General features: G+C 72.5%; 26 protein-coding genes. 14 read left to right on the top strand and 12 right to left on the bottom strand.

What is annotated here, in order from left to right:
• Window position 1 precedes the first annotated feature (1 nt).
• From PIJ49_RS08080 to PIJ49_RS08045, 8 genes are all read left to right on the top strand, one after another.
• Window positions 2–862 carry an MTAP family purine nucleoside phosphorylase gene (locus PIJ49_RS08080; RefSeq protein ID WP_271826284.1) on the top strand — a complete coding sequence of 287 codons (861 nt, stop codon included), beginning with the start codon at window positions 2–4 and terminating at the stop codon, window positions 860–862.
• Window positions 859–1,932 carry an NAD-dependent epimerase/dehydratase family protein gene (locus PIJ49_RS08075; protein WP_271826283.1) on the top strand — a complete coding sequence of 358 codons (1,074 nt, stop codon included), beginning with the start codon at window positions 859–861 and terminating at the stop codon, window positions 1,930–1,932. Before PIJ49_RS08080 ends, PIJ49_RS08075 begins: the two co-directional genes overlap by 4 nt.
• A gap of 435 nt (window positions 1,933–2,367) precedes the next feature.
• The gene (locus tag PIJ49_RS08070; protein ID WP_271826293.1) at window positions 2,368–3,111 is read left to right on the top strand and encodes a glycosyltransferase family 2 protein; all 744 of its coding nucleotides are present in this window, start codon (window positions 2,368–2,370) and stop codon (window positions 3,109–3,111) included.
• Window positions 3,108–3,758: a TIGR04282 family arsenosugar biosynthesis glycosyltransferase gene (locus PIJ49_RS08065; RefSeq protein WP_271826282.1), complete on the top strand. Its 651-nt coding sequence runs from the start codon at window positions 3,108–3,110 to the stop codon at window positions 3,756–3,758. The genes PIJ49_RS08070 and PIJ49_RS08065 overlap by 4 nt, the downstream gene beginning before the upstream one ends.
• A complete protein-coding gene (locus PIJ49_RS08060; protein WP_066652249.1) occupies window positions 3,755–4,417 on the top strand; it encodes a class I SAM-dependent DNA methyltransferase in 663 nt (220 codons plus the stop codon). The genes PIJ49_RS08065 and PIJ49_RS08060 overlap by 4 nt, the downstream gene beginning before the upstream one ends.
• A 120-nt stretch (window positions 4,418–4,537) precedes the next feature.
• The gene (locus PIJ49_RS08055; protein ID WP_209683951.1) at window positions 4,538–4,783 is read left to right on the top strand and encodes a hypothetical protein; all 246 of its coding nucleotides are present in this window, start codon (window positions 4,538–4,540) and stop codon (window positions 4,781–4,783) included.
• Window positions 4,784–4,946: 163 nt separating this feature from the next.
• Window positions 4,947–6,566: a phosphoglucomutase (alpha-D-glucose-1,6-bisphosphate-dependent) gene (gene pgm / locus PIJ49_RS08050; RefSeq protein ID WP_209683953.1), complete on the top strand. Its 1,620-nt coding sequence runs from the start codon at window positions 4,947–4,949 to the stop codon at window positions 6,564–6,566.
• Between the two features lie 212 nt (window positions 6,567–6,778).
• On the top strand, window positions 6,779–9,193 hold the full coding sequence (locus PIJ49_RS08045; RefSeq protein ID WP_271826281.1) for an MDR family MFS transporter: 2,415 nt from the start codon (window positions 6,779–6,781) through the stop codon (window positions 9,191–9,193).
• A 92-nt stretch (window positions 9,194–9,285) separates the two neighbouring features.
• Here the strand turns inward: PIJ49_RS08045 and PIJ49_RS08040 are convergent, their stop codons facing one another.
• On the bottom strand, window positions 9,286–9,753 hold the full coding sequence (locus PIJ49_RS08040) for a hypothetical protein (protein WP_271826280.1): 468 nt from the start codon (window positions 9,751–9,753) through the stop codon (window positions 9,286–9,288).
• Window positions 9,754–9,859: 106 nt separating this feature from the next.
• On the bottom strand, window positions 9,860–10,756 hold the full coding sequence (locus tag PIJ49_RS08035; protein WP_442854640.1) for a DNA-methyltransferase: 897 nt from the start codon (window positions 10,754–10,756) through the stop codon (window positions 9,860–9,862).
• Window positions 10,757–10,835: 79 nt separating this feature from the next.
• On the opposite strand from PIJ49_RS08035, the gene PIJ49_RS08030 reads away from it, so the two are divergent.
• Window positions 10,836–11,120 (top strand): GNAT family N-acetyltransferase, encoded by a 285-nt coding sequence (locus tag PIJ49_RS08030; protein ID WP_271826279.1) that lies wholly within the window; start codon window positions 10,836–10,838, stop codon window positions 11,118–11,120.
• An 18-nt stretch (window positions 11,121–11,138) separates the two neighbouring features.
• Here PIJ49_RS08030 and PIJ49_RS08025 read toward each other — a convergent pair whose 3' ends face one another.
• From PIJ49_RS08025 to PIJ49_RS08010, 4 genes are all read right to left on the bottom strand, one after another.
• Entirely contained in the window at window positions 11,139–11,468 is a 330-nt protein-coding gene (locus tag PIJ49_RS08025) for a hypothetical protein (protein ID WP_066652239.1), read from the bottom strand.
• Window positions 11,469–11,587: 119 nt separating this feature from the next.
• Window positions 11,588–12,109 carry a hypothetical protein gene (locus PIJ49_RS08020; protein WP_066652236.1) on the bottom strand — a complete coding sequence of 174 codons (522 nt, stop codon included), beginning with the start codon at window positions 12,107–12,109 and terminating at the stop codon, window positions 11,588–11,590.
• 43 nt (window positions 12,110–12,152) lie between these two features.
• Window positions 12,153–13,202 carry a lipoate-protein ligase LplAB gene (gene lplAB, locus PIJ49_RS08015; protein ID WP_066652234.1) on the bottom strand — a complete coding sequence of 350 codons (1,050 nt, stop codon included), beginning with the start codon at window positions 13,200–13,202 and terminating at the stop codon, window positions 12,153–12,155.
• Between the two features lie 83 nt (window positions 13,203–13,285).
• Entirely contained in the window at window positions 13,286–14,155 is an 870-nt protein-coding gene (locus tag PIJ49_RS08010) for an alpha/beta hydrolase (RefSeq protein WP_251160621.1), read from the bottom strand.
• 126 nt (window positions 14,156–14,281) lie between these two features.
• Between PIJ49_RS08010 and PIJ49_RS08005 the strand changes: the two genes are divergently transcribed.
• Window positions 14,282–15,223, top strand: a complete 942-nt coding sequence (locus tag PIJ49_RS08005) for an acetamidase/formamidase family protein (RefSeq protein WP_271826278.1) — start codon at window positions 14,282–14,284, stop codon at window positions 15,221–15,223.
• A gap of 400 nt (window positions 15,224–15,623) precedes the next feature.
• Here PIJ49_RS08005 and PIJ49_RS08000 read toward each other — a convergent pair whose 3' ends face one another.
• Window positions 15,624–16,376, bottom strand: a complete 753-nt coding sequence (locus PIJ49_RS08000) for an SDR family NAD(P)-dependent oxidoreductase (RefSeq protein ID WP_066657758.1) — start codon at window positions 16,374–16,376, stop codon at window positions 15,624–15,626.
• Window positions 16,377–16,494: 118 nt separating this feature from the next.
• On the opposite strand from PIJ49_RS08000, the gene PIJ49_RS07995 reads away from it, so the two are divergent.
• Together PIJ49_RS07995 and PIJ49_RS07990 are read left to right on the top strand one after the other, a co-directional pair.
• Window positions 16,495–16,914, top strand: coding sequence for a MarR family winged helix-turn-helix transcriptional regulator (locus tag PIJ49_RS07995; RefSeq protein WP_066652230.1), 420 nt, complete (start codon window positions 16,495–16,497; stop codon window positions 16,912–16,914).
• Window positions 16,911–18,257, top strand: coding sequence for an MFS transporter (locus PIJ49_RS07990; protein WP_066652228.1), 1,347 nt, complete (start codon window positions 16,911–16,913; stop codon window positions 18,255–18,257). Before PIJ49_RS07995 ends, PIJ49_RS07990 begins: the two co-directional genes overlap by 4 nt.
• Before the next feature lie 139 nt (window positions 18,258–18,396).
• On the opposite strand, the gene PIJ49_RS07985 is transcribed toward PIJ49_RS07990, so the two are convergent.
• Entirely contained in the window at window positions 18,397–19,290 is an 894-nt protein-coding gene (locus tag PIJ49_RS07985; protein WP_251160623.1) for an alpha-E domain-containing protein, read from the bottom strand.
• Between the two features lie 146 nt (window positions 19,291–19,436).
• Between PIJ49_RS07985 and PIJ49_RS07980 the strand changes: the two genes are divergently transcribed.
• Both PIJ49_RS07980 and PIJ49_RS07975 read left to right on the top strand, forming a co-directional pair.
• Window positions 19,437–19,958, top strand: a complete 522-nt coding sequence (locus PIJ49_RS07980) for a MarR family winged helix-turn-helix transcriptional regulator (RefSeq protein WP_066652224.1) — start codon at window positions 19,437–19,439, stop codon at window positions 19,956–19,958.
• Window positions 19,959–19,967: 9 nt separating this feature from the next.
• Window positions 19,968–20,231, top strand: a complete 264-nt coding sequence (locus PIJ49_RS07975; RefSeq protein WP_066652222.1) for a hypothetical protein — start codon at window positions 19,968–19,970, stop codon at window positions 20,229–20,231.
• A 13-nt stretch (window positions 20,232–20,244) separates the two neighbouring features.
• On the opposite strand, the gene PIJ49_RS07970 is transcribed toward PIJ49_RS07975, so the two are convergent.
• The 4 genes from PIJ49_RS07970 to PIJ49_RS07955 form a co-directional block, all read right to left on the bottom strand.
• Window positions 20,245–21,102, bottom strand: a complete 858-nt coding sequence (locus PIJ49_RS07970) for an NAD(P)-dependent oxidoreductase (RefSeq protein ID WP_271826277.1) — start codon at window positions 21,100–21,102, stop codon at window positions 20,245–20,247.
• Window positions 21,103–21,230: 128 nt separating this feature from the next.
• The gene (locus PIJ49_RS07965; RefSeq protein WP_271826276.1) at window positions 21,231–22,337 is read right to left on the bottom strand and encodes a M23 family metallopeptidase; all 1,107 of its coding nucleotides are present in this window, start codon (window positions 22,335–22,337) and stop codon (window positions 21,231–21,233) included.
• 133 nt (window positions 22,338–22,470) lie between these two features.
• Window positions 22,471–22,908: a hypothetical protein gene (locus PIJ49_RS07960; RefSeq protein ID WP_271826275.1), complete on the bottom strand. Its 438-nt coding sequence runs from the start codon at window positions 22,906–22,908 to the stop codon at window positions 22,471–22,473.
• A gap of 121 nt (window positions 22,909–23,029) precedes the next feature.
• Window positions 23,030–23,743: a lysophospholipid acyltransferase family protein gene (locus PIJ49_RS07955; RefSeq protein WP_271826292.1), complete on the bottom strand. Its 714-nt coding sequence runs from the start codon at window positions 23,741–23,743 to the stop codon at window positions 23,030–23,032.
• Window positions 23,744–23,853 lie beyond the last annotated feature (110 nt).

Raw genomic sequence — 23,853 nt, 5'->3', positions numbered from 1 at the left:
CGTGACCACGACCGAACCTGTGGACGGAACGACGGCTCGCATCGGGGTGATCGGGGGCTCCGGCCTCTACCGCCTCTTCGAGGAGGGCACCGCCGACGAGATCACCCTGGACACGCCCTACGGCCCGACGTCGAGTCCGATCACGGTCGGCACGATGGCCGGCAAGCGCGTCGCGTTCCTCACCCGCCACGGTCGCGAGCACTCGGTCGCCCCGCACCTGATCAACCACCGCGCGAACGTCTGGGCTCTCCGGTTCCTCGGCGTGCGTGCGATCGTCTCGTCGAGCGCGGTCGGTGGCCTGCACCCGGACTACGCCCCCGGCACCTTCGTCGTGACCGACCAGCTGATCGACCGCACCTGGGGCCGGAAGGACACGTTCTTCGAGGACCAGGTGCAGCACCTGTCCTTCGCCGACCCCTTCGACCCGGTGCTCCGCCGCGCCGCGATCGACGCCGTCGCCGCGCTCGACGTGCCCTTCCGGCCGACGGGCACGTGCGTCGTCATCCAGGGCCCGCGCTTCTCGACCCGCGCGGAGTCGACCTGGATGCGCGAGGCCGGCGGCCACACGATCAACATGACGATGACGCCCGAGGTGCCGCTCGCTGCCGAGCTCGGCATCGGCACGGTCAACCTGTCCTTCGTGACCGACGCCGACGCCGGCCTGGCCCCCATCGAGGACGAGGCGGCACGGTCCACCGAGGCCCCTGTCACCCACGGCGCCGTCATGGAGCGCCTGGCCCGCGCGAACGAGGTCATCGTCCGCGCCATCGGTGGCGTCGTCGCCGCGTTGCCCGACGACTACACCCCGCGCGAGCTCGTCCCCGCTGCCGCCAGCGCCAGCGTCCTCGGGGCGACGGCGTGAGCCGCCTGCTCGTCACCGGCGGCGCGGGCTTCATCGGGTCCGCGATCGTCCGTCGCGCCCTCGCCGAGGGGCACGAGGTCCGCGTGCTCGACTCCCTGCGCGACGACGTGCACGGCGACCCGGCCGAGGTCGTCCGCGCCCACGAGCAGCAGGGCCTGTCGTTCGTGCACGGTGACGTCCGTGACCGCGTCGCCCTCGAGGCGGCGCTCGACGGCGTCGACGTCGTCTGCCACCAGGCGGCCAAGGTCGGCCTCGGCGTCGACTTCCAGGACGCCCCGGACTACGTGTCGTCCAACGACGCCGGGACCGCGCACGTGCTCGCGGGCATGGACCGGCACGGCATCGGCCGCCTGGTCGTCGCGAGCTCGATGGTGGTCTACGGCGAGGGCGCGTACGAGACCGCCGACGGTCAACCGATGCGGCCGCCGGCACGACGACGCGAGGACCTCGACGCCGGACGCTTCGACCCGATCGGGCCCGACGGTCGCGCGCTCGTGCCCGGGCTGATCGACGAGTCGGCCGCCCTGGACCCCCGCAACGTCTACGCGCAGACGAAGGTCGCGCAGGAGCACCTGGCCTCGTCGTGGGCCCGCGCGACCGGCGGTACCGCGATCGCCCTGCGCTACCACAACGTCTACGGGCCGGGCATGCCGTCGAACACCCCGTACGCCGGCGTCGCGTCGCTCTTCCGCTCGGCCCTGGCCCGCGGCGAGGCCCCCCGCGTCTTCGAGGACGGCCGCCAGCGTCGCGACTTCGTGCACGTGGACGACGTCGCGGGTGCCAACGCCGCGTCGATCGCCGCGACCGCGGAGCTGCCCGCCGAGACCTTCCGCGCGTACAACGTGGGCTCGCGCGTCGTGCACACCATCGGTGACATGGCCGCGGCCATCGCCGGGCCGGACGGCCCGCAGCCGGTCGTCACCGGCGAGTACCGGCTCGGAGACGTCCGGCACGTCACGGCGTCGTCCGAGCGGATCCGTTCGGAGCTCGGCTGGCACGCGCAGGTCGACTTCGAGCAGGGCATGCGTGACTTCGCGACCGCACCGCTCCGCGCCGCCGTGCAGCGGTGACGCAGCGTCCAGCGGACGACGCCGCCTGAGACTCGTCTCAGCGGACACGGCTCGCGCCTCGGGGCGCGAGCCGTGTCCGTCCAGGCGAGTCTCGCGTCCGCCACCGCACCAGCGCGGGACGCCACCGCGCCAGCGCGGGGCGCCACCGCACCAGCGCGAGACGCCACCGCACCAGCGCGGGGCGAGCACGCACCACCCGCCCGCGCACGCGGACCCGGGACCGCACCCGGGCCTCCCGGCCGTCCCCCGATCGCGGGCCAGACGGTCCGATCACCGCGCTCGACACGCCCCGGGGGACAGGATCCTGTACCCCGCGACGTGTCATCGTGTTACGTCGTGAGCATGGACCGAACCCCACCCGCCGGCGACCAGCCCGACGAGGACGCGACGCGCGCGACCGGAGATCGGCCCCGTCGCCAGGGCGACCCGCACCGAATGGACCACATGACCGTCGACGTGATCCTCCCCTGCCTGGACGAGGCGGACGCGCTCCCGCGCGTCATCGGCCGCCTGCCCGAGGGGTACCGCGCCATCGTCGTCGACAACGGCTCGACCGACGGATCCGCCGACGTCGCCCGCGCCCACGGCGCGACGGTCGTCACCGAACCGGTCAAGGGCTTCGGCTCGGCGTGTGCCGCCGGCGTCGCCGCCGCGACCGCGGAGTACGTCGCGTTCTGCGACGCCGATGCCTCGATGGACCCCGCAGAGCTGCCCGACCTCGTCGCCCGCGTGGCCGACGGGCGGACCGACCTCGCCCTCGGTCGGCGCGTGCCGACCACCCGTGGCGCGTGGGCGCCGCACGCCCGCTTCGCGAACCGCGTGCTCGCGGTCCTGATGCGCCGCGCGACCGGCTACCGCCTCCGCGACCTCGGTCCGATGCGCGTCATGCGCCGCGCCGACCTGGTCGCCCTCGACCTGCAGGACCGACGCAGCGGCTACCCGCTCGAGATGGTCCTGGCGGCACACGCGGCCGGGTGGCGGGTCGACGAGTCCGACATCGGGTACGCCCAGCGCGTCGGTGACAGCAAGGTCACCGGCACGCTCCGCGGGACGGTCAACGCCGTCCGCGACATGTCCCGTCTGCTGCGCGAGTACGGCCGGGAGGCACGCCCCCGCGTGGTCGCGCCCGGTCCGGCCCGCGACGCGGCCGGGTCCACCACGGAAGGAGCACGCTCATGACGGACGTCACGGTGGTCGTCGTGGCCAAGGAGTGCCTGCCCGGCAAGGTCAAGACCCGGCTGACGCCGGCCCTGACCCCGGAGGGTGCTGCCCGCGTCGCCTCGGCCGCGCTGGCCGACACGATCGCGACGGTGCGTGCCCTGCCCGCCTCGCGTCGCGTGCTGCTCTACGACGGCGTCGTCCTGCCCGAGGGCACCGACGACTTCGAGGTCCTGCACCAGGTCGGCGGCGGCCTCGACGAGCGCCTCGGGGCGATGTTCGACGCGATGACCGGTCCGACGCTGCTCGTCGGCATGGACACCCCGCAGGCCACCTCCGAGCACCTCGCACCCGTGTTCGACGACCCGGACCGCGACGCGTGGTTCGGCCCGGCGGACGACGGCGGCTTCTGGTCGCTGTACCTGCGCGAGCCCGACGGCGCCCTGCTCCGCGGCGTCCCGATGTCGCAGGACGACACGGGCGCCGTGCAGCTCGCGCGCCTGACCGACGCCGGCCTGTCGGTCGGCACCCTGCCCGCGCTGCTCGACGTCGACACCGTCGCGGACGCCGAGCAGGTCGCCGCCCTCGCGCCGACCTCGCGCTTCGCCACGGCCTTCGCCGCCGAGCACGACACGACCATGACCACGACGACCGGAGGTGCCCGATGACGATGCACGACACCGTCACGTTCGGCGCCGGCGGCGGCGAGCCGTACGCCCGCGCCCTGCAGACCGACGGCCACCTGCGCCTGACCGACCCGGAGCGTCCCGACGTCGAGGTCACGATGGACGTCGGCCGGTGGAGCGCCGCAGCCGACCGGATCGACCGTTCCCTCCTCGAGGGCGCGGACGGCCCCGTGATCGACATCGGGTGCGGCCCCGGTCGCATGCTCGTCGCCGCCCGGGCGCTCGGCATCCCCTCGCTCGGCGTGGACGTCTCCGCCGAGGCCGTCGCGATCGCCCGACGCTCCGGCGGCACGGCCGTGCAGGGCTCGGTGTTCGACCCGATCCCCGACGAGGGCCGCTGGGACACCGCCCTCGTGATCGACGGCAACATCGGCATCGGCGGCGACCCGGTCGCGCTCCTGGCCCGGTGCGGCGAGATCGTCCGCGACGGCGGCCGCGTGGTCGTCGAGACCCACGTGGACCGCGCGGCGGACCGTGCGTTCACCGCGCACGTGGTCGACGTGGACGGCAACCGGAGCGAGGGCTTCCCGTGGGCCGAGGTCGGCGTCGACGCACTCCTCCGTCACGCGGCCACGGCGGGGCTGCGAGCCCGGCAGAGCTGGACCGCCGACGGACGGACGTTCTGCGAACTCGTCGCGTGACCGCGTCGCGTTGTCTTGCATGATTCAAGACAACGCGGTAGCGTCGTGGGCAACAGCCGACGGCGTCCTGGTCGTCGGTCCGACGAACCGGGACCCTCGGCACGACGACGAGGAGCACCCGTGCAGAACCGACAGAACCCCCTCGGCGGCGCCTACGTCTCCGGTCTCGAGCAGCGCGACGAGCTCGGCGCGTACACGGTCGAGGCCGCATGGCGCCCGGTCGGCAGCTACACCGGCACCGGGGCGGGCCGTGCGCTCGGCCGCTTCGTGGACACCCAGTTCCGCCGTCCCGGCACCGCGACGTCCTCGACGCGGACCGTGACCGGCTCGCTGCGGACGACGACCGGGTCGTTCCGGACCGCCTGAGCCCCGGCTCCCCCAGACCGCGAGCGGTCGCCCGACCCGGGACGTCCCCCCACGTCCCCGGCAGGGCGGCCGCTCGTGCCGTACCGGGGCGGTCTCCTGCCGGACCCGTGCGGCTGCGTGACACCCGGCGACGCGCGGAGGGTCCTGGTGCCAGGATGGGCGCATGAACGACCGCGCCGGCACCCCCGCGACCGCAGACGACCTCGTCGACCTCGACGCCCTCCTGGCCGCGTACCACGAGCGTGTCCCCGACGTGTCGATCCCCGAGCAGAAGGTGGTGTTCGGCACCTCCGGCCACCGCGGCTCGTCGCTCGACACCGCCTTCAACGACACGCACATCGCCGCGATCACGCAGGCGATCGTCGAGTACCGCACCGAGCAGGGCACCACCGGTCCGCTGTTCATCGGCCGGGACACGCACGCGCTCTCCGCGCCGGCGGAGCAGACCGCGCTCCAGGTCCTGGCCGCCAACGGCGTCCGCGTGCTCGCCGACGCCGAGGACGGCTTCGTCCCGACGCCCGCACTGAGCCACGCGATCATCCGGTACAACCGCGCGGAGCACGGCGACACCGCCGACGGCATCGTCATCACGCCGAGCCACAACCCCCCTCGTGACGGCGGCTTCAAGTACAACCCGCCGCACGGTGGCCCGGCCGACAGCGACGCCACGTCGTGGATCGCCGACCGGGCGAACGCGATCATCGCCGGCGGGAACGCCGACGTCCGCCGCCAGGACGAGACCGCAGCCGAGGGCTACGACTACCTCGGCACGTACGTCGCGGACCTCGAGCACATCATCGACATCGACGCGATCAAGCGCGCCGGGGTGAAGATGGGCGCCGACCCCCTGGGTGGGGCGTCCCTGCCGTACTGGGAGCGCATCCGCGACCACTACGGCCTCGACCTGACCGTCGTGAACCCCGAGGTCGACCCGACGTGGGCGTTCATGACCCTCGACTGGGACGGCAAGATCCGCATGGACCCGTCGAGCCCGTCCGCGATGGCGTCGGTGCTCGCCCACAAGGACGACTTCGACGTCCTGACCGGCAACGACGCCGACTCGGACCGCCACGGCATCGTCACGCCCGACGGCGGCCTGATGAACCCGAACCACTACCTCGCCGTGGCGATCGAGTACCTCTACGCGCACCGCCCCGAGTGGCGCGACGACGCGGCGATCGGCAAGACGCTCGTGTCGTCGAGCATCATCGACCGCGTGGCGGAGTCGCTCGGCCGCCGGCTGTGGGAGGTCCCCGTCGGCTTCAAGTGGTTCGTCCCCGGTCTCATCGACGGCTCCGTGGCGTTCGGCGGCGAGGAGTCCGCGGGCGCCTCGTTCCTCCGCAAGGACGGCACGGCGTGGACGACCGACAAGGACGGCATCATCCTGGCGCTCCTGGCGTCCGAGATCACCGCGGTGACCGGCAAGACCCCCTCGCAGCTCTACACCGAGCTCACGGAGCGCTTCGGTGCGCCGGTCTACCAGCGGGTCGACGCCGCTGCGAGCAAGGAGCAGAAGGCCCGGCTCTCGAAGCTCGACGGCGACGCGATCACCGCCGACACCCTGGCCGGCGACCCGATCACCGCGAAGCTCTCGAAGGCGCCGGGGAACGACGCCGCCGTCGGCGGCGTCAAGGTGGTCACGGACAACGCGTGGTTCGCCGCACGGCCCTCCGGCACCGAGGACGTCTACAAGATCTACGCGGAGAGCTTCGTCGGGCAGGAGCACCTCGAGCAGGTGCAGCGCGAAGCGAAGGAGATCGTGGACGCCGCCCTGGGCGCGTAGTCCCCGACGACCGACAGGGGCGTCACCGGATCCGTCCGGTGGCGCCCCTGTCGCTCCTCCGCATCCGCGGGAGGACCCTGCCGATGTCCACAGGAACGAGGCGGATGGGAACAATCCGTTTGCGCTGGTTGTATTTTTGCAGTGCGCGCAACAACGCTCCCCCGCGCCCGGGCGAGAGCGACGCGCGAGCACCAGTACGCACGGGAGACCGAATGACCCAGACGGCGACCGCACCCGCGGCCCCCACCACGTCCTCGAACGCGGTGATGAACCACCGACAGATCCTGCTCGTCATCTACGGACTGATGGCCGGCATGTTCCTCGGCGCGCTCGACCAGACCATCGTCGGCACCGCCATCCGCACGATCGGCGACGACCTGCACGGGCTCGACCAGCAGGCGTGGGTGACCACGGCCTACCTGATCGCGTCCACGATCACGACGCCGATCTACGGCAAGCTCTCCGACATCTTCGGCCGCCGCCCGCTGTTCCTCACCGCGATCGGCATCTTCATCCTCGGGTCGCTCGCCGCGTCGTTCTCGACCTCGATGCTCATGCTCGCCGGGTTCCGCGCGCTGCAGGGCCTCGGCGCCGGCGGCCTGATGTCGCTGCCGCTCGCGATCATGGGCGACATGCTCGCCCCGCGCGAGCGCGCCAAGTACCAGGGCTACTTCCTCGCCGTGTTCGGCATCTCCTCGGTCATCGGGCCGCTCGTCGGCGGCCTGTTCGCCGGCGCGTCCGAGATCCTGTTCGTCAGCGGGTGGCGCTGGGTCTTCCTGGTCAACGTGCCCGTCGGCATCATCGCGCTCTTCATGGTGACGACGTTCCTGCACCTGCCGAAGTTCGGCGACCGCGGGAAGCCCCGCATCGACTGGTGGGGCGCCTCGCTGGTCATCGTCACCCTCGTCCCGCTGCTCCTCATCGCCGAGCAGGGTCGCGAGTGGGGTTGGGACTCCCCCGGCGCGATCGCCTGCTACGCGATCGGCGCGCTGGGTCTCGTCGCCTTCGTGATCGTCGAGCGCTCCATGGGCGACGACGCGATCCTCCCGCTCAAGCTCTTCGGCTCGCGGGTGTTCTCGATGGCCGCGGTCCTGTCCGTGCTCGTCGGCTTCGGGATGTTCGGCGCGATGCTGACGATCCCGCTCTACCTGCAGATCGTCAAGGGCGTCACCCCGACCGAGTCCGGCTTCGCCATGCTGCCGATGGTGCTCGGTCTGATGATCTCCTCGATCGCCTCGGGTCAGATCATCTCGCGCACCGGCCGCTACGGCGCCTTCCCGATCACGGGCACCGCGTTCACGGCGATCGGCTTCACGCTCCTCACCTTCCTGACCGCCGACAGCCCCCTCTGGTTCCTCATGCTCGGCATGTTCGGCATCGGTCTCGGGCTCGGGCAGCTCATGCAGACACTGACCCTCGCCGCGCAGAACTCGGTCTCCCCGCGGGACATCGGCGTCGCCACGAGTGCAGCGACGTTCTTCCGCCAGATCGGCGGCACGATGGGCACCGCGGTGCTCCTGTCCGTCCTGTTCACGCTCATGCCGACGAACATCACCGGCGCGATGCAGAACGAGTCGACGCTCAAGCCGGCCCTCACCGCCGCGCTCACCCCCTCGGTCGCCAGCGCGTCCGAGAACAAGGGCGTGATGGACCAGATCTGGTCGAAGATCGTCGACCCGGTGCAGCAGAACGTGCAGCAGGGTCTCGACCAGGGTGCCGCAGCGGCGAAGCAGGCCGCGGACCAGGCCGTGACGAAGCAGGTCACCGCGCAGGTGCAGCAGCAGGTCGCCGCCGGCCGGATCCCCGCCGCCTCCGCCGACTCGGTCATCGCCGAGCAGGTCGCCGCGAACAAGTCGGCCGCCGAGCAGCAGGCGCTCGAGACCGCCGCGTCCAAGGCGAACGCCGACGTCGTCGACGGCACGCTGCAGATCGACTACAGCAACGCCGACCAGCGGAAGGCCGTGGTCGACGAGGTCGCGCCGAAGCTGGTCGACCAGCTGCAGAACGGCGACACGGCGGCCAGCTCGTCCGCCGGCTCGGCCACGAGCGACACGTCGTTCCTCAACGGTGCGGACCAGCGGCTCACCCGTCCGTTCCTGGTCGGGTTCAGCCAGTCGGCCGTCGTCGTCTACTTCGTCGGGCTGGGCGTCATCCTGCTCGCCTTCGTCCTGACCTGGTTCTTCCGGGTCCCGCCGCTCCGCAAGGTGTCTGCACTGCAGGAACAGGCGAACGCGGCGAAGGGCGACTCCGACCGCCTGGCGGCGGACGCGCAGCAGGCGGCGGCGGACACCGGCTCGCTGGTCACCCCGGACACGGGGTCGGTCCGGGCGGTCCCGACCTCGCCCGACGTCACGGTGCAGCAGCCGCAGGACCGGTCCGGAGGCTCCACCTCCCCCGCCGACCGGCCCGCCTCCGACACGGGTGCAGCTGACCGCGCCGGTCACCACCCCGAGGGCGGCACCCGGGCACCGCTCACCGACGCGACCACGCACGGCGCGCACGCCGCGGCGGCACCGGTGGACGAGCCTCCGGCCACGACCGCGACCATCCGGACGCACCCGGCGCACGCCGCGTCGGACGGGGCACCTGCCACGGCCGAGCACCACGGGCGACACACGGCGGAGTAGCCCGCGACTGCCGCTGGGAGGCGACATCCCCGACGTCGTACGACGTCGACGATGTCGCCTCCGTCGTCCCTACCGGGCGGGCGCCGCGCTCGTCAGCGCTGCCCGCGCTCCTGCTCCCGGAGCTCGACGTAGTCGCCAGCCGCGCACTCCGAGGTCGCACTGATCGTGTCGCCGCCGCCCAGGTCGGACGAGTTGAACGCGATGTTCGCGATCCCGGCGCCCCTGCCGTTGAGTCCGGAGTAGCTGCCGTCCCCGTTGGTGAAGCGCTCCGTCACGAGCCCGGCACGCTTCCACAGCGTGGTGAGGGTGCTGACATCGGTCTCGATGTCGCCGCGCTCGGCTCGCGAGGACAGGATCGTGGAGTGCACGCCCTCGCCGTTGCCGCGTTCGTCCGTGCACGTCCCGAGTCGTGGGCCCTCCTCCACGGTCCAGTCCCCTCCGAGCGCACTGGCGGAGTCGTCCACGATCTGCTGCACCGCTCGCTCCGCGTCCTCGGGCCGCGACGACGGGGAACCCGTCCCGCCCGTGCACCCGGCCGTGAGGGCGAGTGCACTGACCATCAGTCCGACCGCAGCCGTGCGGACCCTCTTCGCCGCCATCTCCCCCGTCTCCCCGGGCGCAACGCGTCCGCCCCGATCCATCCTGGCCGCTCCGGGCGGAAGGCGCTCAGTCCTCCTGCGCGACGGGAGACACGACCGCCGAACCGACCGCCGACTCGACCGCTGCGTGCGGCAACCGGCGCCGCATCACGTCGACCGCCACCGGGTTGTCGTCCACGAGCACGAACCGCCGGCCCAGGTCACGAGCGACCGCACCGAGCGTGCCGCTCCCCGCGAAGAAGTCGAGCACCCAGTCCCCCTCGCGCGACGACGCCTGCACCATCCGACGCAGGACCCCCTCGGGCTTCTGCGTCGGGTAGCCGGTCTTCTCGCTGCCGGTCGGCGACACGATGGTGTGCCACCACACGTCCGTCGGCAGCTTCCCACGCTCGCGCTTCTCCGGCGTGACGAGTCCCGGCGCCATGTACGGCTCGCGGTCGACCGTCTCGGAGTCGAACCAGTAGCGCTCCGGGTCCTTCACGTAGACCAGGATCGTGTCGTGCTTGGTCGGCCAGCGCGTGCGGGACTTCGCGCCGAAGTCGTACGCCCAGATGATCTCGTTGAGGAACGCGTCGCGGCCGAAGAGCGCGTCGAGCAGCACCTTGGCGTAGTGGGCCTCGCGGTAGTCGAGGTGCAGGTACAGCGTGCCGTCGTCGGTGAGCAGCCGCCAGGCCTCGAGCAGGCGTGGCTCGAGGAACGCCCAGTAGTCCTCGAAGCGGTCGTCGAAGCGCATCAGGTCACCGCGGATCCGCTCGTAGGTCCGACCACGGAAGCCCGTGATCGTCCCGGCGTCGCCGACGGTCCGGCGCTGGGCGGTCACCGCGTGGCGCCGCTGCTTCCGTCCGGTGTTGAAGGGCGGATCGAGGTAGACGACCGTGAACGACGCGTCGGGCAGTGTCGGCAGGACGTCGAGGTTGTCGCCGAGCACGACGAGGTCGGGGCTCGAGTCGTCGATGCTGCGCACCGGACCATCCTCCCGCAGAGCGGACCGACGCCCGACCGCACCCAGCCCCCACCGCGTCCGACGGCGTACGGTCCCCTGCATGGCATCACCCGAGGTCCGCAACGACACCGACGCGCAGCAGTACTCCCTGGTCGAGGACGGCGAGGTCATCGGCTTCGCGGCGTACGAGGTCGCCGGCGACGAGATCCGCTTCACCCACACCGAGGTCGACCCCGCACGCCGCGGCGGTGGCCATGCGTCGATCCTCGTCCAGCACGCGCTCGACGACGTCCGCGAGGGGTCCCTGCGGGTCGTCCCGCTCTGCACCTACGTCAAGGCGTGGATCGAGCGGCACCCGGACTACCAGGAGCTCACCACGCGCTAGCGCGGCAGGTGCTCGCGCTCAGTAGGTGCGGTCGAGCGTGCCGGGTCGCGCCTCGTGCCGCCCGCGGTGTCCGACCGCAGGCACACGGATGAGGACGGTGCCACTGAGCAGGTCGTGGTCGTCGTCGGCGGGCGTCGGGGCCTCCTCCGGGAGGCGCGACTGCCGCTCGTACTCGGCCTGCGTCTCGTGACGGGTCGGGGCGAACACCTCGTCCATCATCGCGCCGACACCGCCGGATCCGCCGCTGCGTGTGGCCTTGTTCGACAGGTCGATCCACCCCACGCGATCGGCGACCCACATCACGACGGCCGCCACGGCCACCGCCCCCAGGAGGATCAACCAGTTCACGGTCCCGACGCTACGTCAGTCGACCGGCCAGGGCCTCCGCCGCGCGGATGATCCTGGCGATCGGTCCGCCGCGCCGGCGGACTGCTCGCGAGCTCGTCCAACGGTGTCCGTCGTGCGGATCAGTCGACGACGACCGTCGCCTCCGGCTCGAAGCCGCGGTGCACGATGGAGACGTACCAGTACGAGACGACGTCGCCGTGCCGGACAGCATCGCTCGCGTCCGACTGCGGCTCCACCTCGACCGTCAGCCCGCCGCCGCGCGGCACCGTGACCGGCACCCTCGTGACCAGGCCGCACGGTACGTCGGTGCGCAGGACCTCGTCACGGCCGCCGGGTCCCACGGACACCCGCAGGCGCTTGCCGTCGACGCCGTTGCAGGCGACGAGGAGGTCCCAGTCGCCGGCGGGCGTCTCCGTCCCGGCCGCGCCACGGTCGAGTCCGTTCGACGAACCGAAGCCGCGGTCCCCGTCGAGCAGCGCTGCGTTCATCGCGTCGCCCCACCGGTCGAGTCCTGCCGCCCGTGTCGCGTCGGCATCGTCGGACAGCAGTCCGGAGACAGGTGCGGACGAGCAGGCCGTCGCGACACCGAGGACCACGAGTCCTGCGACCGTGGCGGACAGGAGACGGCTCGGACGACGCATGCGCAGAGCACAGAGGGCGCTCCGTACGGGCGTCACCGCCCGGTCAGGGCACCCGCTCGAGCCACTCCCGCGTCGCGAACTTCGTCTCGACCAGCTCGCGCGCGCGGGCCCGCTCCGCCTCGGTCACGTGGCCCTCGTGCGCGCCGTAGAGCTTCGTGAAGGTGCCGATCAGCCGGTCGATGATCTCGGCTCGGGTCAGGCCGGTCTGCGAACGCAGCGGGTCGACACGCTTGGCGGCCGAGGTCGTCCCCTTGTCGCTCATCTTCTCGCGACCGATGCGGAGCACCTCGACCATCTTCTGGCCGTCCATGTCGTAGCTCATCGTGGCGTGGTGCAGCAGGGCGCCGGTGCCGAGCCGCTTCTGCGCCGCGCCGCCGATCTTGCCCTTGGTCGAGGAGATGTCGTTGAGCGGCTGGTAGTACGCGTCGATCCCGAGTGACTTCAGCGCCTCGATCACCCACTCGTCCAGGTAGGCGTACGAGTCGGCGAAGGTCATGCCCTGCACGAGGTCGGTCGGCACGTACAACGAGTACGAGATGATCGCGCCGGCGTCCATGAACATGGCGCCACCGCCGGAGATGCGGCGGACGACCTCGACGCCGTACTTCGCGGCACCGGTCGGGTCGACCTCGTTCTTCAAGGACTGGAACGACCCGATCACGACCGCGGGCTGGTCCCACTCCCAGATGCGCAGGGTCGGACCGCGACGGCCGGCACCGACCTCCTCGGTCAGGACCTGGTCGAGTGCGAGGTGCTCGTTCGGGCTGATCGGCCCCTCGTGAACGATCTCCCAGTCGTACTCCTGCCACGTCGACGCCCGCGAGAGCGCGCGACGGACGGCGACCCCCACCGACTCCGGTGTGAAGCCGAGCAGCACCGCCCCCTCGGGCAGCGCCGTGCGGACCGCGGCGGCGATGCCGGCCGCGTCGGTGGTCGCGGGCAGGCCGTCCACGGCCTGGTCGATCAGCGGCAGCGCGTCGTCCGGCTCGAGGAAGAAGTCACCCGCCAGCCGGAACTCCTGGATGCTCCCGTCGACGACCTCGAGGTCGACGACGACCAGCTTGCCTCCGGGGACCTTGTACTCACCGTGCACAGGGCGAGCCTACGCCCGCCACCGGCCGGACGGGAGGCACGGGGCACCGCTGCCACGCGCCTCCCGTCCGGCACCCCGTCGCGTCAGCGCGTCACGTGGCGGTCGAGCCACGCGATCAGGTCGGCGACCACCTCGTCGCGGTTCGTCTCGTTGTAGACCTCGTGCCGCGCCCCCTCGTAGACGTGGACCTGGACGTCCGACAGCCGACCGCGACGGCGGTACGCCTGGGCGAGCCGCTCCACGGAACGGGGGCCGCCGAGGGTGTCGTCCGATCCGACCTGCAGCAGGATCGGCAGGTCGTGCGGGATGCCTCGGCGCGGCACGCCGAGCAGCCGCGCTGCGTCACGGACACCGAAGAGCTTGATCACGTCGGCCTCGACCGCGAGCGGGTCGGCGGCGATCGCGTCGATGACGGCCCGGTCGCGCGTGATCCACTCGAACTTCGTCGGTCCGGAGCCCGCGTGCCGGGCGTTCAGGTCGCCGCTGTTCATCCACCCGGGCAGTCGGTACGCCGTGGCGGAGAGCACGACCCCGTCGTACCGCTCCGACGAGGTGTTGACGATCCGCTGTGCCATGAGCGACCCCCACGAGTGCCCGACGAGCACGAGCGGGACGCCGGGGTCCTGCGCGCGGGCGACGGCGGTCATCTGCTCCACGGCCGCGATCGCCGCACGCAGGCCACCGGGTCCCAGCCGTCCGAGCCGCGCGTGGTCCCCGTCCCACTGCGCCAGACCGGTCCGGCCGTGCCCGCGGTGGTCGTTCGCGTGCACGGTGTACCCGGCACGGACGAGGTCCTGCGCGAGCGGCTCGTACCGGAGCCCGTGCTCCCCGACGCCGTGCGCGATCTGCACGATGCCCTTCGGCCTGGCGGCGCGCCAGGTCGAGTAGACGATCTCGACGCCGTGGGCGTCGGTGAACGAGGAGTCCCCTCGAGCGGCGGAGAAGGTGGGCACGGGTCGATCCTCGCAGACGTGGAGGCGGCGCAGGCGGTCCGTGGCGTGTCCGTCCGGCGTCCACGCAGCCGGCTCGGAGCCCGCCCAGGTCCATCAGGAACGCTGCACGCCTGGGAGGATCGACCGGTGACCTCCCACCGCATCGATGCCTCGCCCGACACCGCTGTCGACGTCCTCACCGCGGAACGCGAGCGCGTGCTCCGCGTCGAGGACGGTGACACCGTGACCGTCCGGACGCTGAGCGCCGCGGGCTACACCGAACGGCTGGCCGCGCCGGGGGCGGACGCACCGACGCTCCTCGATCCGCGACGCGGGCACTGTCTGGTCGGACCGATCGCGGTCGCGGGAGCGCGACCCGGACAGGTGCTCGCCGTGCGCTTCGACGCGCTGGTGCCGGACGACTGGGGCTACACCGGGTCCGGCGGCGTCGACACCCCGGTCAACCGGGCGCTCGGGCTCGTCGACGCTGCGTCGCGCGGGCCGCTGCTCTGGGACGTCGACGCGGACGCCGGCACGGCGTGGAACCAGCTCGGGCTGGGCGTCCGGACCGCGCCGTTCCTCGGCGTGGTCGGTCTGCCGCCGGAGCCCACCGGGGAGCACTCGACGATCCCGCCGCGTCCGCTCGGCGGGGGCAACATCGACTGCCGAGAACTGGTCGCCGGCGCGACGCTGTACCTGCCCGTCACCGTGCCGGACGCGCTGCTCTCCGTCGGGGACGGGCACGCCGCACAGGGCGACGGCGAGGTCTCCGGCACCGCGGTCGAGTGCGGCATGACCACCACGATGACGCTGTCCCTGCTCGACCACGCCCCGGTCGAGGGCGTCCACGCCGACACCCCTTCCGGCCGCATCACGTTCGGGTTCGACGCCGACCTCAACACGGCGACGACGACGGCGCTCGACCGGATGGTCGACTGGATCGTCGGGCTGCACGGGATCACCCGCGGGCAGGCACTGGCGATGGCGAGCGTCGCGGTGAGCATGCGCGTGACCCAGGTCGCGAACCGGACCTGGGGCGTGCACGCCCTGCTCCCCCACGACGCGATCCTCGCGCCCGACGCAGGCTGAGCGCCCGACGCGGCCCGGGCGCGACGTGCCGGGACGGGAGGCGCGACCAGCGTGCTCGACGTCGGGGACTCGGGTCGCGCCTCCCGTCTGCCCGTTCCTTCCCATGACACTCGCGATGCATGGAGAGAACGGGCGTACCTGACCGGAAGTTCCGACCAGGTACGCCCGGACCGACCAGGCACGCCCGATCCGTCCCGGTTGGCAGGCGCGCCACCATGCTCGTCGCGTCCGCGCTGGCGAGACGGCGCGCTCGAGCCGCGCCGCGCCTCCCGTTCGCCCGTTCTTTCCCATCGCACCTGCGATGGAAGGTGAGAACGGGCGTACCTGGTCGATCGTTGCGATCAGGTACGCCCGTTCTCACCGGGTACGCCCGATCCGACCAAGTACACCCGCTCCGGGGTCAGTGCGCGGAGTACCCGCCGTCGACCAGGTGGTAGCTGCCGCTGATGAACGAGGCCTTGTCGCTCAGCAGGAACAGCACGAGCGCTGCGACCTCGGCATCGGTACCGAGCCGCTTCGCCGCGTGCTCACCCTCGAGCGCCGCGAGCTCCTCGGCGGAGAGCGACGACCGGACGAGCGGGGTGTCGATGAACCCGGGACCGACCGCGTTCGTGCGGACACCCTGCGCCGTGTACTCGAGCGCCGCGACCTTGGTCAGCCCGACGAGCGCGTGCTTCGACGCCACGTACGCGGCGTTGTGCGCGATGCCGACCGACCCCAGCACCGACGCCATGTTCACGATCGCGCCACCACCGGCAGCCAGGATCGCCGGGATCTCGTAGCGGAGCCCGTAGAAGACGCCGTCGAGGTCGACCGCGCGGACCCGGTCCCACGCCTCGACGTCGTACTCGCCGATGGGCTGGGGAGCCGCACCGATGCCGGCGTTGTTCACCGCGAGGTGGAGCGCGCCGTAGGTGTCGACCGCGTGCTGGACCATCCGCTCGTTGTCGCCCGCGACCGCGGAGTTCGCCTCGAACGCACTCGCGGTGCCCCCGGCACCCTCGATCTCGGCCACGACGCGCTGCGCGGCCTCGGCCTTGATGTCGGTGACGACGACCCGCGCGCCCGCGGCCGCGAGCTCCTTCGCGATCGCAGCCCCGATGCCGCTGCCGCCACCGGTGACGACGGCGACCCTGCCCTCGAACTCGGACATGTTCTCCTTCTTCCTCGACGTTCCGTCGATCGTGCACAAAGCAACACGTGTTGCGTACGCAGCGTACACCTCGCGCAGACCAGTTCGTTCGCTGAACTAATGAGGTAGGCTAACGGTCGTGCCCGACACCTCACTCGCCACCGACCTCCGCGTCGCGGTGGCCCGGTTGTCCCGGACGCTGCGCGCACAGAAGGTCGACGCGAGCATGACGGACGGCCAGTTCTCGGCCCTCGCGCGACTGCACCGCGAGGGCGCCATGACCCTCGCCGAGCTCAGCCGGCAGGACGGCGTCACACCGCCGAGCATGACGAAGTCGATCGCGGTGCTCGTGGACCGTGGCCTCGTGTCGAAGGTCGACCACGGCGACGACCGCCGCAAGGTCCTGCTCGCCGCGACCCCGGCCGGAGCGACCTTCGTCGAGGAGACCCGGCGCCGCCGCGACGACTGGCTCTCCCCGCGCCTCACGACCCTGACCGCCACCGAGCGCCGCACCCTCGCCGAGGCCACCGAGATCATGAGGAGGCTTGCCCAGCAGTGACCGCCCTGTTCCGCTCCCTGTCCACCCGCAACTACCGCATCTGGTTCGCCGGGGCCCTGGTCTCCAACGTCGGCACCTGGATGCAGCGCACCGCCCAGGACTGGATCGTCCTGACGAAGCTGTCCGACAACGACGCGATCGCGGTCGGCATCACGATGGCGCTGCAGTTCGGTCCGCAGCTGCTCCTGCTCCCGCTGACCGGCCTGGCTGCGGACCGCTTCGACCGGCGGCGGATGCTCATGCTGACGCAGGGACTCATGGGCGCCCTCGGGCTCGGCCTCGGGATCATGGTCCTCACCGACACGGCGACCCTGTGGTCCCTGTACGGCTTCGCCCTGGCGCTCGGCATCGTCGCCGCGTTCGACACCCCGATCCGGCAGGCGTTCGTCTCCGACGTCGTGCAGGGCGAGCACGTCTCGAACGCCGTTGCGCTGAACTCGGCGTCCTTCAACGCCGCCCGGCTCATCGGGCCCGCGGTCGCGGGGGTGCTCATCGCCGCGATCGGGTCCGGCTGGGTGTTCGTCATCAACGCCGGCTCGTTCCTGGCCGTCCTCGTCGCGCTCCGCTTCGTCGACCCCGCCCAGCTCGCCGAACGCGTGCGCGCGAAGCGCGGGAAGGGGCAGATCCTCGCCGGCTTCACCTACGTGCGGACCCGTCCGGACATCATCGTGGTGCTCTGCATGATCTTCGTCGTGGGGACCTTCGGCGTGAACTTCCCCATCTTCACCTCGACCATGGCGCGGGTCGAGTTCGGCAAGGGTGCCGGCGAGTTCGGCCTGCTGAACTCCGTCATGGCGATCGGTTCGGTCGCCGGCGCGCTCCTCTCCGCCCGGCGGGACCGCCCGCGGATGCGGACCCTCGTCGTCGCCTCGGCCGGCTTCGGCCTGGCGTGCACGGCGGCGGCCCTCGCCCCGACGTACTGGACCTTCGCGGTCGTGCTCGTCTTCGTCGGCTTGGCCTCGCTCACCTTCATGACCACGGCCAACGCGCTCGTGCAGACCACCACGAAGCCCGCGATGCGCGGTCGCGTGATGGCGCTGTACATGGCGATCTTCGCCGGGGGCACGCCGATCGGCGCCCCGGTGGTGGGCGCCGTCGCGGATGCGTGGGGGCCACGCTGGGCGATCGTGGTGGGAGCCGCGTCGGGCTTCGTCGCGCTCGCGATCGCCCTGGTCTGGCTCGTCCGCTGGGAACACCTGCGGCTGCGGTACGACGCCGACGCCCGACTGCACCTCGCGGTCACGCACGCGGTGCCGGTGGTCGGCACGCGGGCGTCGCGTGCCGCGCTGCGGCGCGACCTGGAGCGCGACGAGGCGGTGGCGGACCGGTCCAGCTCGGTCTGAGCGTCGGGACCGTCGCCGGCCAGGAGGCACGGGCCACCCCCGCCGCGCGCGCACCGCGACAGGATGTCGGCCGGGAGGCACGGTGCCAGCCCGCCACGGCCCTCCCGTCCGGCGCTGTGCCCCGCCCGACGACCGCAGCTCAGCGCGCGGGGGTCGCGACCGTGAAGACGCGGTCCTCGAGCGCCGCGACGACGGCGTCGACCGCGGCGGCGAGTCCCTCGGCGGCGGCTCGGATCCGGTCCGGAGCACCGACCTCCACGCGTCCGAGCGCCGAACGCGCGACCCGGAACGCGGCGACCTGGTCCCCCACGCAGGCGGGCGCGACGTCCGCGAGGCAGTCGTCGGCGCGCGCCGCGAGGAACGCGAGCGACCGCGGACTGTGCGACTCGTGGAGCAGGAACCCGGCGGCGTCCCGCGGATCGACGCCGTGGTGGTCGCGCCCCCGCCGGAAGGCCTCGCCGGCACCGCACGCCCGCAGCGCGGTGGTCCACGACGCCGCCGACCCCGCATCGACGAGCGACGACGCCAGCAACCGCGCCGTGAGGCCGCACCGCAGCAGGGACCTGCCCAGGGTGAAGAACTCCCACACCTCGTCGCGGCTGACGTCACCCTCGACGACGCCGACGGCCAGCGCGCTCCGTTCCCGCACCCACGCGAGGAACTCGTGCGCCCGGTCGACGGCGACCTTGCGCGGCATGCGCGACCGGGTGACGTCGAGGCAGTCCCAGAGCTCGGTGGACACGACCTCGCGCGCGCGACGGGCGTGGTCCCGTGCCACACCGACCGCGTGTGCGACCGAGGCGGGTTCGTGCCGGTCGAGGGCGAGCGACTCGACGACGGCCGCACGCTCACGGCGTCGTGCGGGCGCGTGTGCCCCCACGACGCGGTGCAGCACGGAGCCGACCGTGGACTCCTCCTCGACCACACCCGCGTCGGGCCGGACGACGTAGACGTCGAGCATCCTCGCGACCACGTCGGCCCGCTCCACCGCGCTCCCGACGTGGAACACGCTCCCCGCGAGTCGGCTCAGCACGTCGGCTCCTGCATGCGGCGAAGCTACCGAGCGGGCGTTGCGGCGGTGTTTCGGGACCGCGTCACGGGTGTTGCGAGCCATCCGGCAGACGCGCTCCCAGGGGACACTCGCTAGACAATCTAACTAGAGCGTCTAGCATTGTCCGTATGACGACCGAGGTGACGAACACCACCACGGGCTTCTGGTACGGGTCAGGATCCAGGGTCGACGCGGTGGACGTACTGAACGCGCTCCGTAGGTACCGGAGCGCCGAGAGTGCTGCACAGCGCCGGGCGCGCGAGGCACTCGGCATCGGCGAGAACGCACTGCTCGCGCTCCGGGTCCTGCTGGACGCCGAGTCCGAGGGACGCTCCGTCAACGCGAAGGAACTCGCCGACCGACTCGAGATCACGCCGGCGTCGACCTCGGCACTCGTGGACCGACTCGTCCGCAGCGGTCACGTCGAACGACACCCCGACCCCCACGACCGCCGTGGGGTCATCCTCACCGCGTCCGGCGGGTCGATGCGGCAGGTGCTGCGGGTGATCGACCAGCTCGACACGCGCGCGATCGAGGTCGCCGAGCACCTGCCACAGACGGACATGTCGGTCATCGTCGCGTTCCTCGAGGAGATGGCCCGGGTCGTCGACCACGACGAGGACGCGGCCGACACGGAGCGCTCCGCGTAGCCTCGTCCCATGCCCAGCGCACCGGACGAACCCGTCGGGGTCCCACCGCTCGGTCCGCGGTCGCAGGAGCCGGGCCGCGAGCACGCGCGCGACCCCGAGGACGACATGCCGCTCGCCGAGCTCGACGCACGCGCCCGGGCCGACGCCGCACTCCGGCGCATCCGGAACGGCGCCGACCCCGCGCGGGAGGCCTTCGACCTGGCGAACACGATGAACGACGAGGCCGTCGGACGGCTCCGCGGCGCCGTGCTGCGCTGGCTGCGCCGAGACTGACCCGGCTGGCGGCCTACCGCTGGTCGTCGGCGAAGGCGGTGCCCACCGCAGCGATGTCGTCGGCGCCGTGCCCGGCTGCACTGGCGTCGGTGTAGACCCGGTCGAGCGCGTCGAGGAGGGTCGTCGACACCCCCGCGGTCCGTGCCGCGTCGCCGATCAGCCCGATGTCCTTCCGCAGGCCGTCGAGGGCGAACTGTGGCGCCAGGTCACCGCCGATCATCGCTGCACCCTTCGTGTGCGCGTAGGGCGAGTCGCTCGCGGTGCCGTCGATCGCGTCGAGGAACAGCTGCGGGTCGAGTCCGAGCGCACGGGCGATCGCGAGCGACTGGCCGGTGGCGGCGGTGATCGACGCGACCCAGGCGTTGGCCGCGAGCTTCAGGGCCGTACCGTCGCCGACCCGCTCCCCCGCGCGGACGGTCTTCGCCCCGATGGCGTCGAGCACCGGGTCCACACGGTCGAGCACGTCCGACGGGCCGGCGGCGAGCATGGTGAGCTTGCCCTGCTCCGCCGGGGCCTTCGTGCCGAGCATCATCGCCTCGACGAGGGTGATGCCGTACTTCTCGGCCAACTGCACCACGGTCTCGGTCCCCGCGACGCCGATGGTCGAGGCCTGCACCCACACGGCGTCCGCGGGAGCGTCCCCGGCAGCGGTCTCGAGGACGTCGACGACCGCATCGGTGTCGAAGAGCGTCAGCAGGACGACCTCGGCGTCGCTGACCGCCGCGGCAGCGTCCGTCGCCACGGTGGCGCCGGCGTCGCCGAGCGGGCGGGCCTTGTCGGCGCTGCGGTTCCACACGGTCACCCGGTGGCCCTCGCGCAGCAGCGACCCCGCGACCCCTGCACCCATCGTCCCCGTACCCAGCACCGTCACGCGCACCGCTGTCTCCGTCCTGCGTCCGGCACCCTGCCGACGTCGCTCTCGACGCTACGCCTGCACGGCCCGACCAGCCTGGCCCGGTCGGCGTGCGGACGCCGACACCCGTCGCCGGTGCGACCCGTTCAGAGCAGGCCGCGAGCGGCGAGCCACGGGGCCGGATCGATCGGCGTCCCGCCGACGATGACCTCGAAGTGCAGGTGCGGGCCGGTGGAGACCCCGGTGCTGCCCACGGCGCCGAGCTGTTCGCCGGCCGACAGCGTCTGCCCGGGCAGGACGTCGATGCGGGACAGGTGCCCGTACCGCGTCTGCGTGCCGTCCGGATGTGCGAGGAGCACCTGGTTGCCGTACCCGCCGAGCGGCCCGGCGGACACGACCCGTCCGGGCATCGCGGCGACGACGGGCGTCCCGGATGCCGCGGCGAAGTCGAGCCCGTGGTGGTTCGTCGAGCACGCACCACACCCGGCGACCTGCCGACCGCCGAAGCCTCCGGCTGTCGGGATCGTCCCCGCGACGGGACGGACCACGTCCGAGCCCGTCGTGATCTGCACGCGGCCGTGTCGATCGCCACCCGCCCGGGTCGCCTGCACGTCGAAGCCGTCGCGGACGACGGTGACGGTGACGCCGGACGCGACGCGGTAGTGCTGCTCCGGCGCCGGGGCGACCTGGTGCGCGGGTGCGGATGCGGGTGCGGCGCCGAGACCGAACCCAGTGGGGTCGTCGAGTGCGGCGGCCGGGGTCGACACGGAGACGACCAGGCAGGCTGCGAGGGCGGACGCCGTCACCGGGAGGAGTCGCGAGGACGACCCCGATCGGGCCGCCGGCAGCTCCGCGGGACGCCGAGGCCGACCGACAGCGACGCCCCTGCGGAGCTCGGGGACGTGCCGGTCACGCCCGGGTCGCCCGGACACGCGCGGGTCAGGCACGCGCAGGTCGGGTACGCGCAGGCCGTGCTTGTTGTGCTTGTTGTGCTTGCCGGGACGATCGGCGGACCGGCGAGGGGTGCGGAGGTCACGACGACTCGGCAGGGCTGCTCCGGACCGAGCGCCGTCGATGGTGGTGGTGGTGGACACCGAGGCGGCGGCAGGGGGGACCGCCGCCTCGGCGGTCTGGTGGCCGACACGGACGGACCGGGCAGCTGCGTCGTTCGCCGCTCGGCGGGCCGCTCCGCGGGGGCGGATCGGTGCCGTCGGTGCCGAACCGGGGGCGCTGTCGGTCGTGGTCGTCGTCATCGTGTCGGGAGATCGGATCGGGTGTGTCGGGATGGGGTGTGTCGGGATGGGGTGTGTCGGGATGGGGTGTGTCGGGATGGGGTGTGTCGGGACGCTCGGACGTCGTCCGTCATCGGTGGCGGTGCCGGTCGGCTCAGCCGCGGACGACGCCGTCGCGCGTGATGCGCTCGAGCTCCCCGACGACGGCGTCGACGACCGCGCGGGTGATCGCATCGGTCACCGCTTCGACCAGGGCGAGCTGGTCGGGCGTGACGGCGACCTCGTTCGGGAGCGCGGTCCCGACCCGCTGCGGGATCTCGTCGATCGCGGCGACGAGGGCAGCCGGCACCAGGGCGGACCGCATCGGGGACACGGGGGCCGTCAGCGGCGAGGTGGGTGCGGGGACGACCCGGGTGCGTGCGGCGGTGACGGAGACCGCTGCTGCCGGAGCGGGCGTCGCCGTCGGGGCCGGTGCCGGTGCCGGTGCCGGTGCCGCCGGAAGGGTCACCGCGGGCTGCGCCTGTTCCGGAGCCGTGGTCGCGGCGCGGGAGGCCCGACGCGAGATCGAGTCGAAGAGGGGCGTGGAGGACATGCTGCTTGCCTTCCGGTCAGTGGTGGATCGGGCCGTCCTGGGCGGTCCGACTGGGCTCGTGCCTCGGGCACGAGGACGATTCAACCACTGATATTCCGAATGTGCAATAGCGCGTTCTGGATCAGTCGGGCTCGACCGCTTGCGTCGGGTCGTCGCGCCGCAGCACCTGCTTGACCCGCTCGACGATCGTCGACGGCGGATTGTTGTAGGCGTTCGCGGGTTCCTGCCCGCTCAACGCCTGGATCGCGTCCATCACGGCGTCGGTCGCGTGGCGCCGTGCACGGCCGGACGACGCCTCGCCGAAGTGGGACAGGTCCATCGGTGCACCGAACTCGATGGTGACGCGGGCGAGCCGCGGCAGCCGCGAGCCGACGGGCTGCACGTCCTCGGTGCCGGTGAGTGCGACCGGCACCACCGGAGCCCCGCTCGTCAGCGCCAGCCAAGCCACGCCGGTCCGACCCTTGTAGAGCCGACCGTCGAGGGACCGGGTGCCCTCGGGGTAGATGGCGAAGGCCTCGCCGGCCTCGAGCCGCTCGAGCCCGAGGTCGAGGGCGTGCTGCGCCGCGGCTCCCGCTCCGCGTTCGACCCCGATGGCACCGATCCCGCCGAAGAACGCGCGCGAGACCGCACCGCGCAGACCGGTCCCGGTGAAGTACTCCTGCTTGGCCAGGAAGGACACCTTGCGCGGCGCCATGAGGGTGATCGCCGGGGAGTCGATGAAGGACCGGTGGTTGCTCGCCAGGATGACCGGCCCGTACTTCGGTACGTTCTTCCGTCCCACGATGCGCGGTCGCCAGACCAGGCGCGCGAGCGGGGTCACCACCGCACGGCTCATCGTGGTGGCGAACTTCGTCGTACCGGGCAACCGGGCCTCCTCGTCGTGGGAGGTTCCGAGTGTAGTGAGCGTCGGGCGGGCCACATTCCGTCTGCGGAATGCGTCTGCGT

The organism is Curtobacterium uvaldense (genome assembly GCF_028307415.1).
Lineage (GTDB): Bacteria > Actinomycetota > Actinomycetes > Actinomycetales > Microbacteriaceae > Curtobacterium.
The sequence above is the reverse complement of the archived record's forward strand: the minus strand, read 5'-3'. Positions and strand labels throughout refer to the sequence as shown.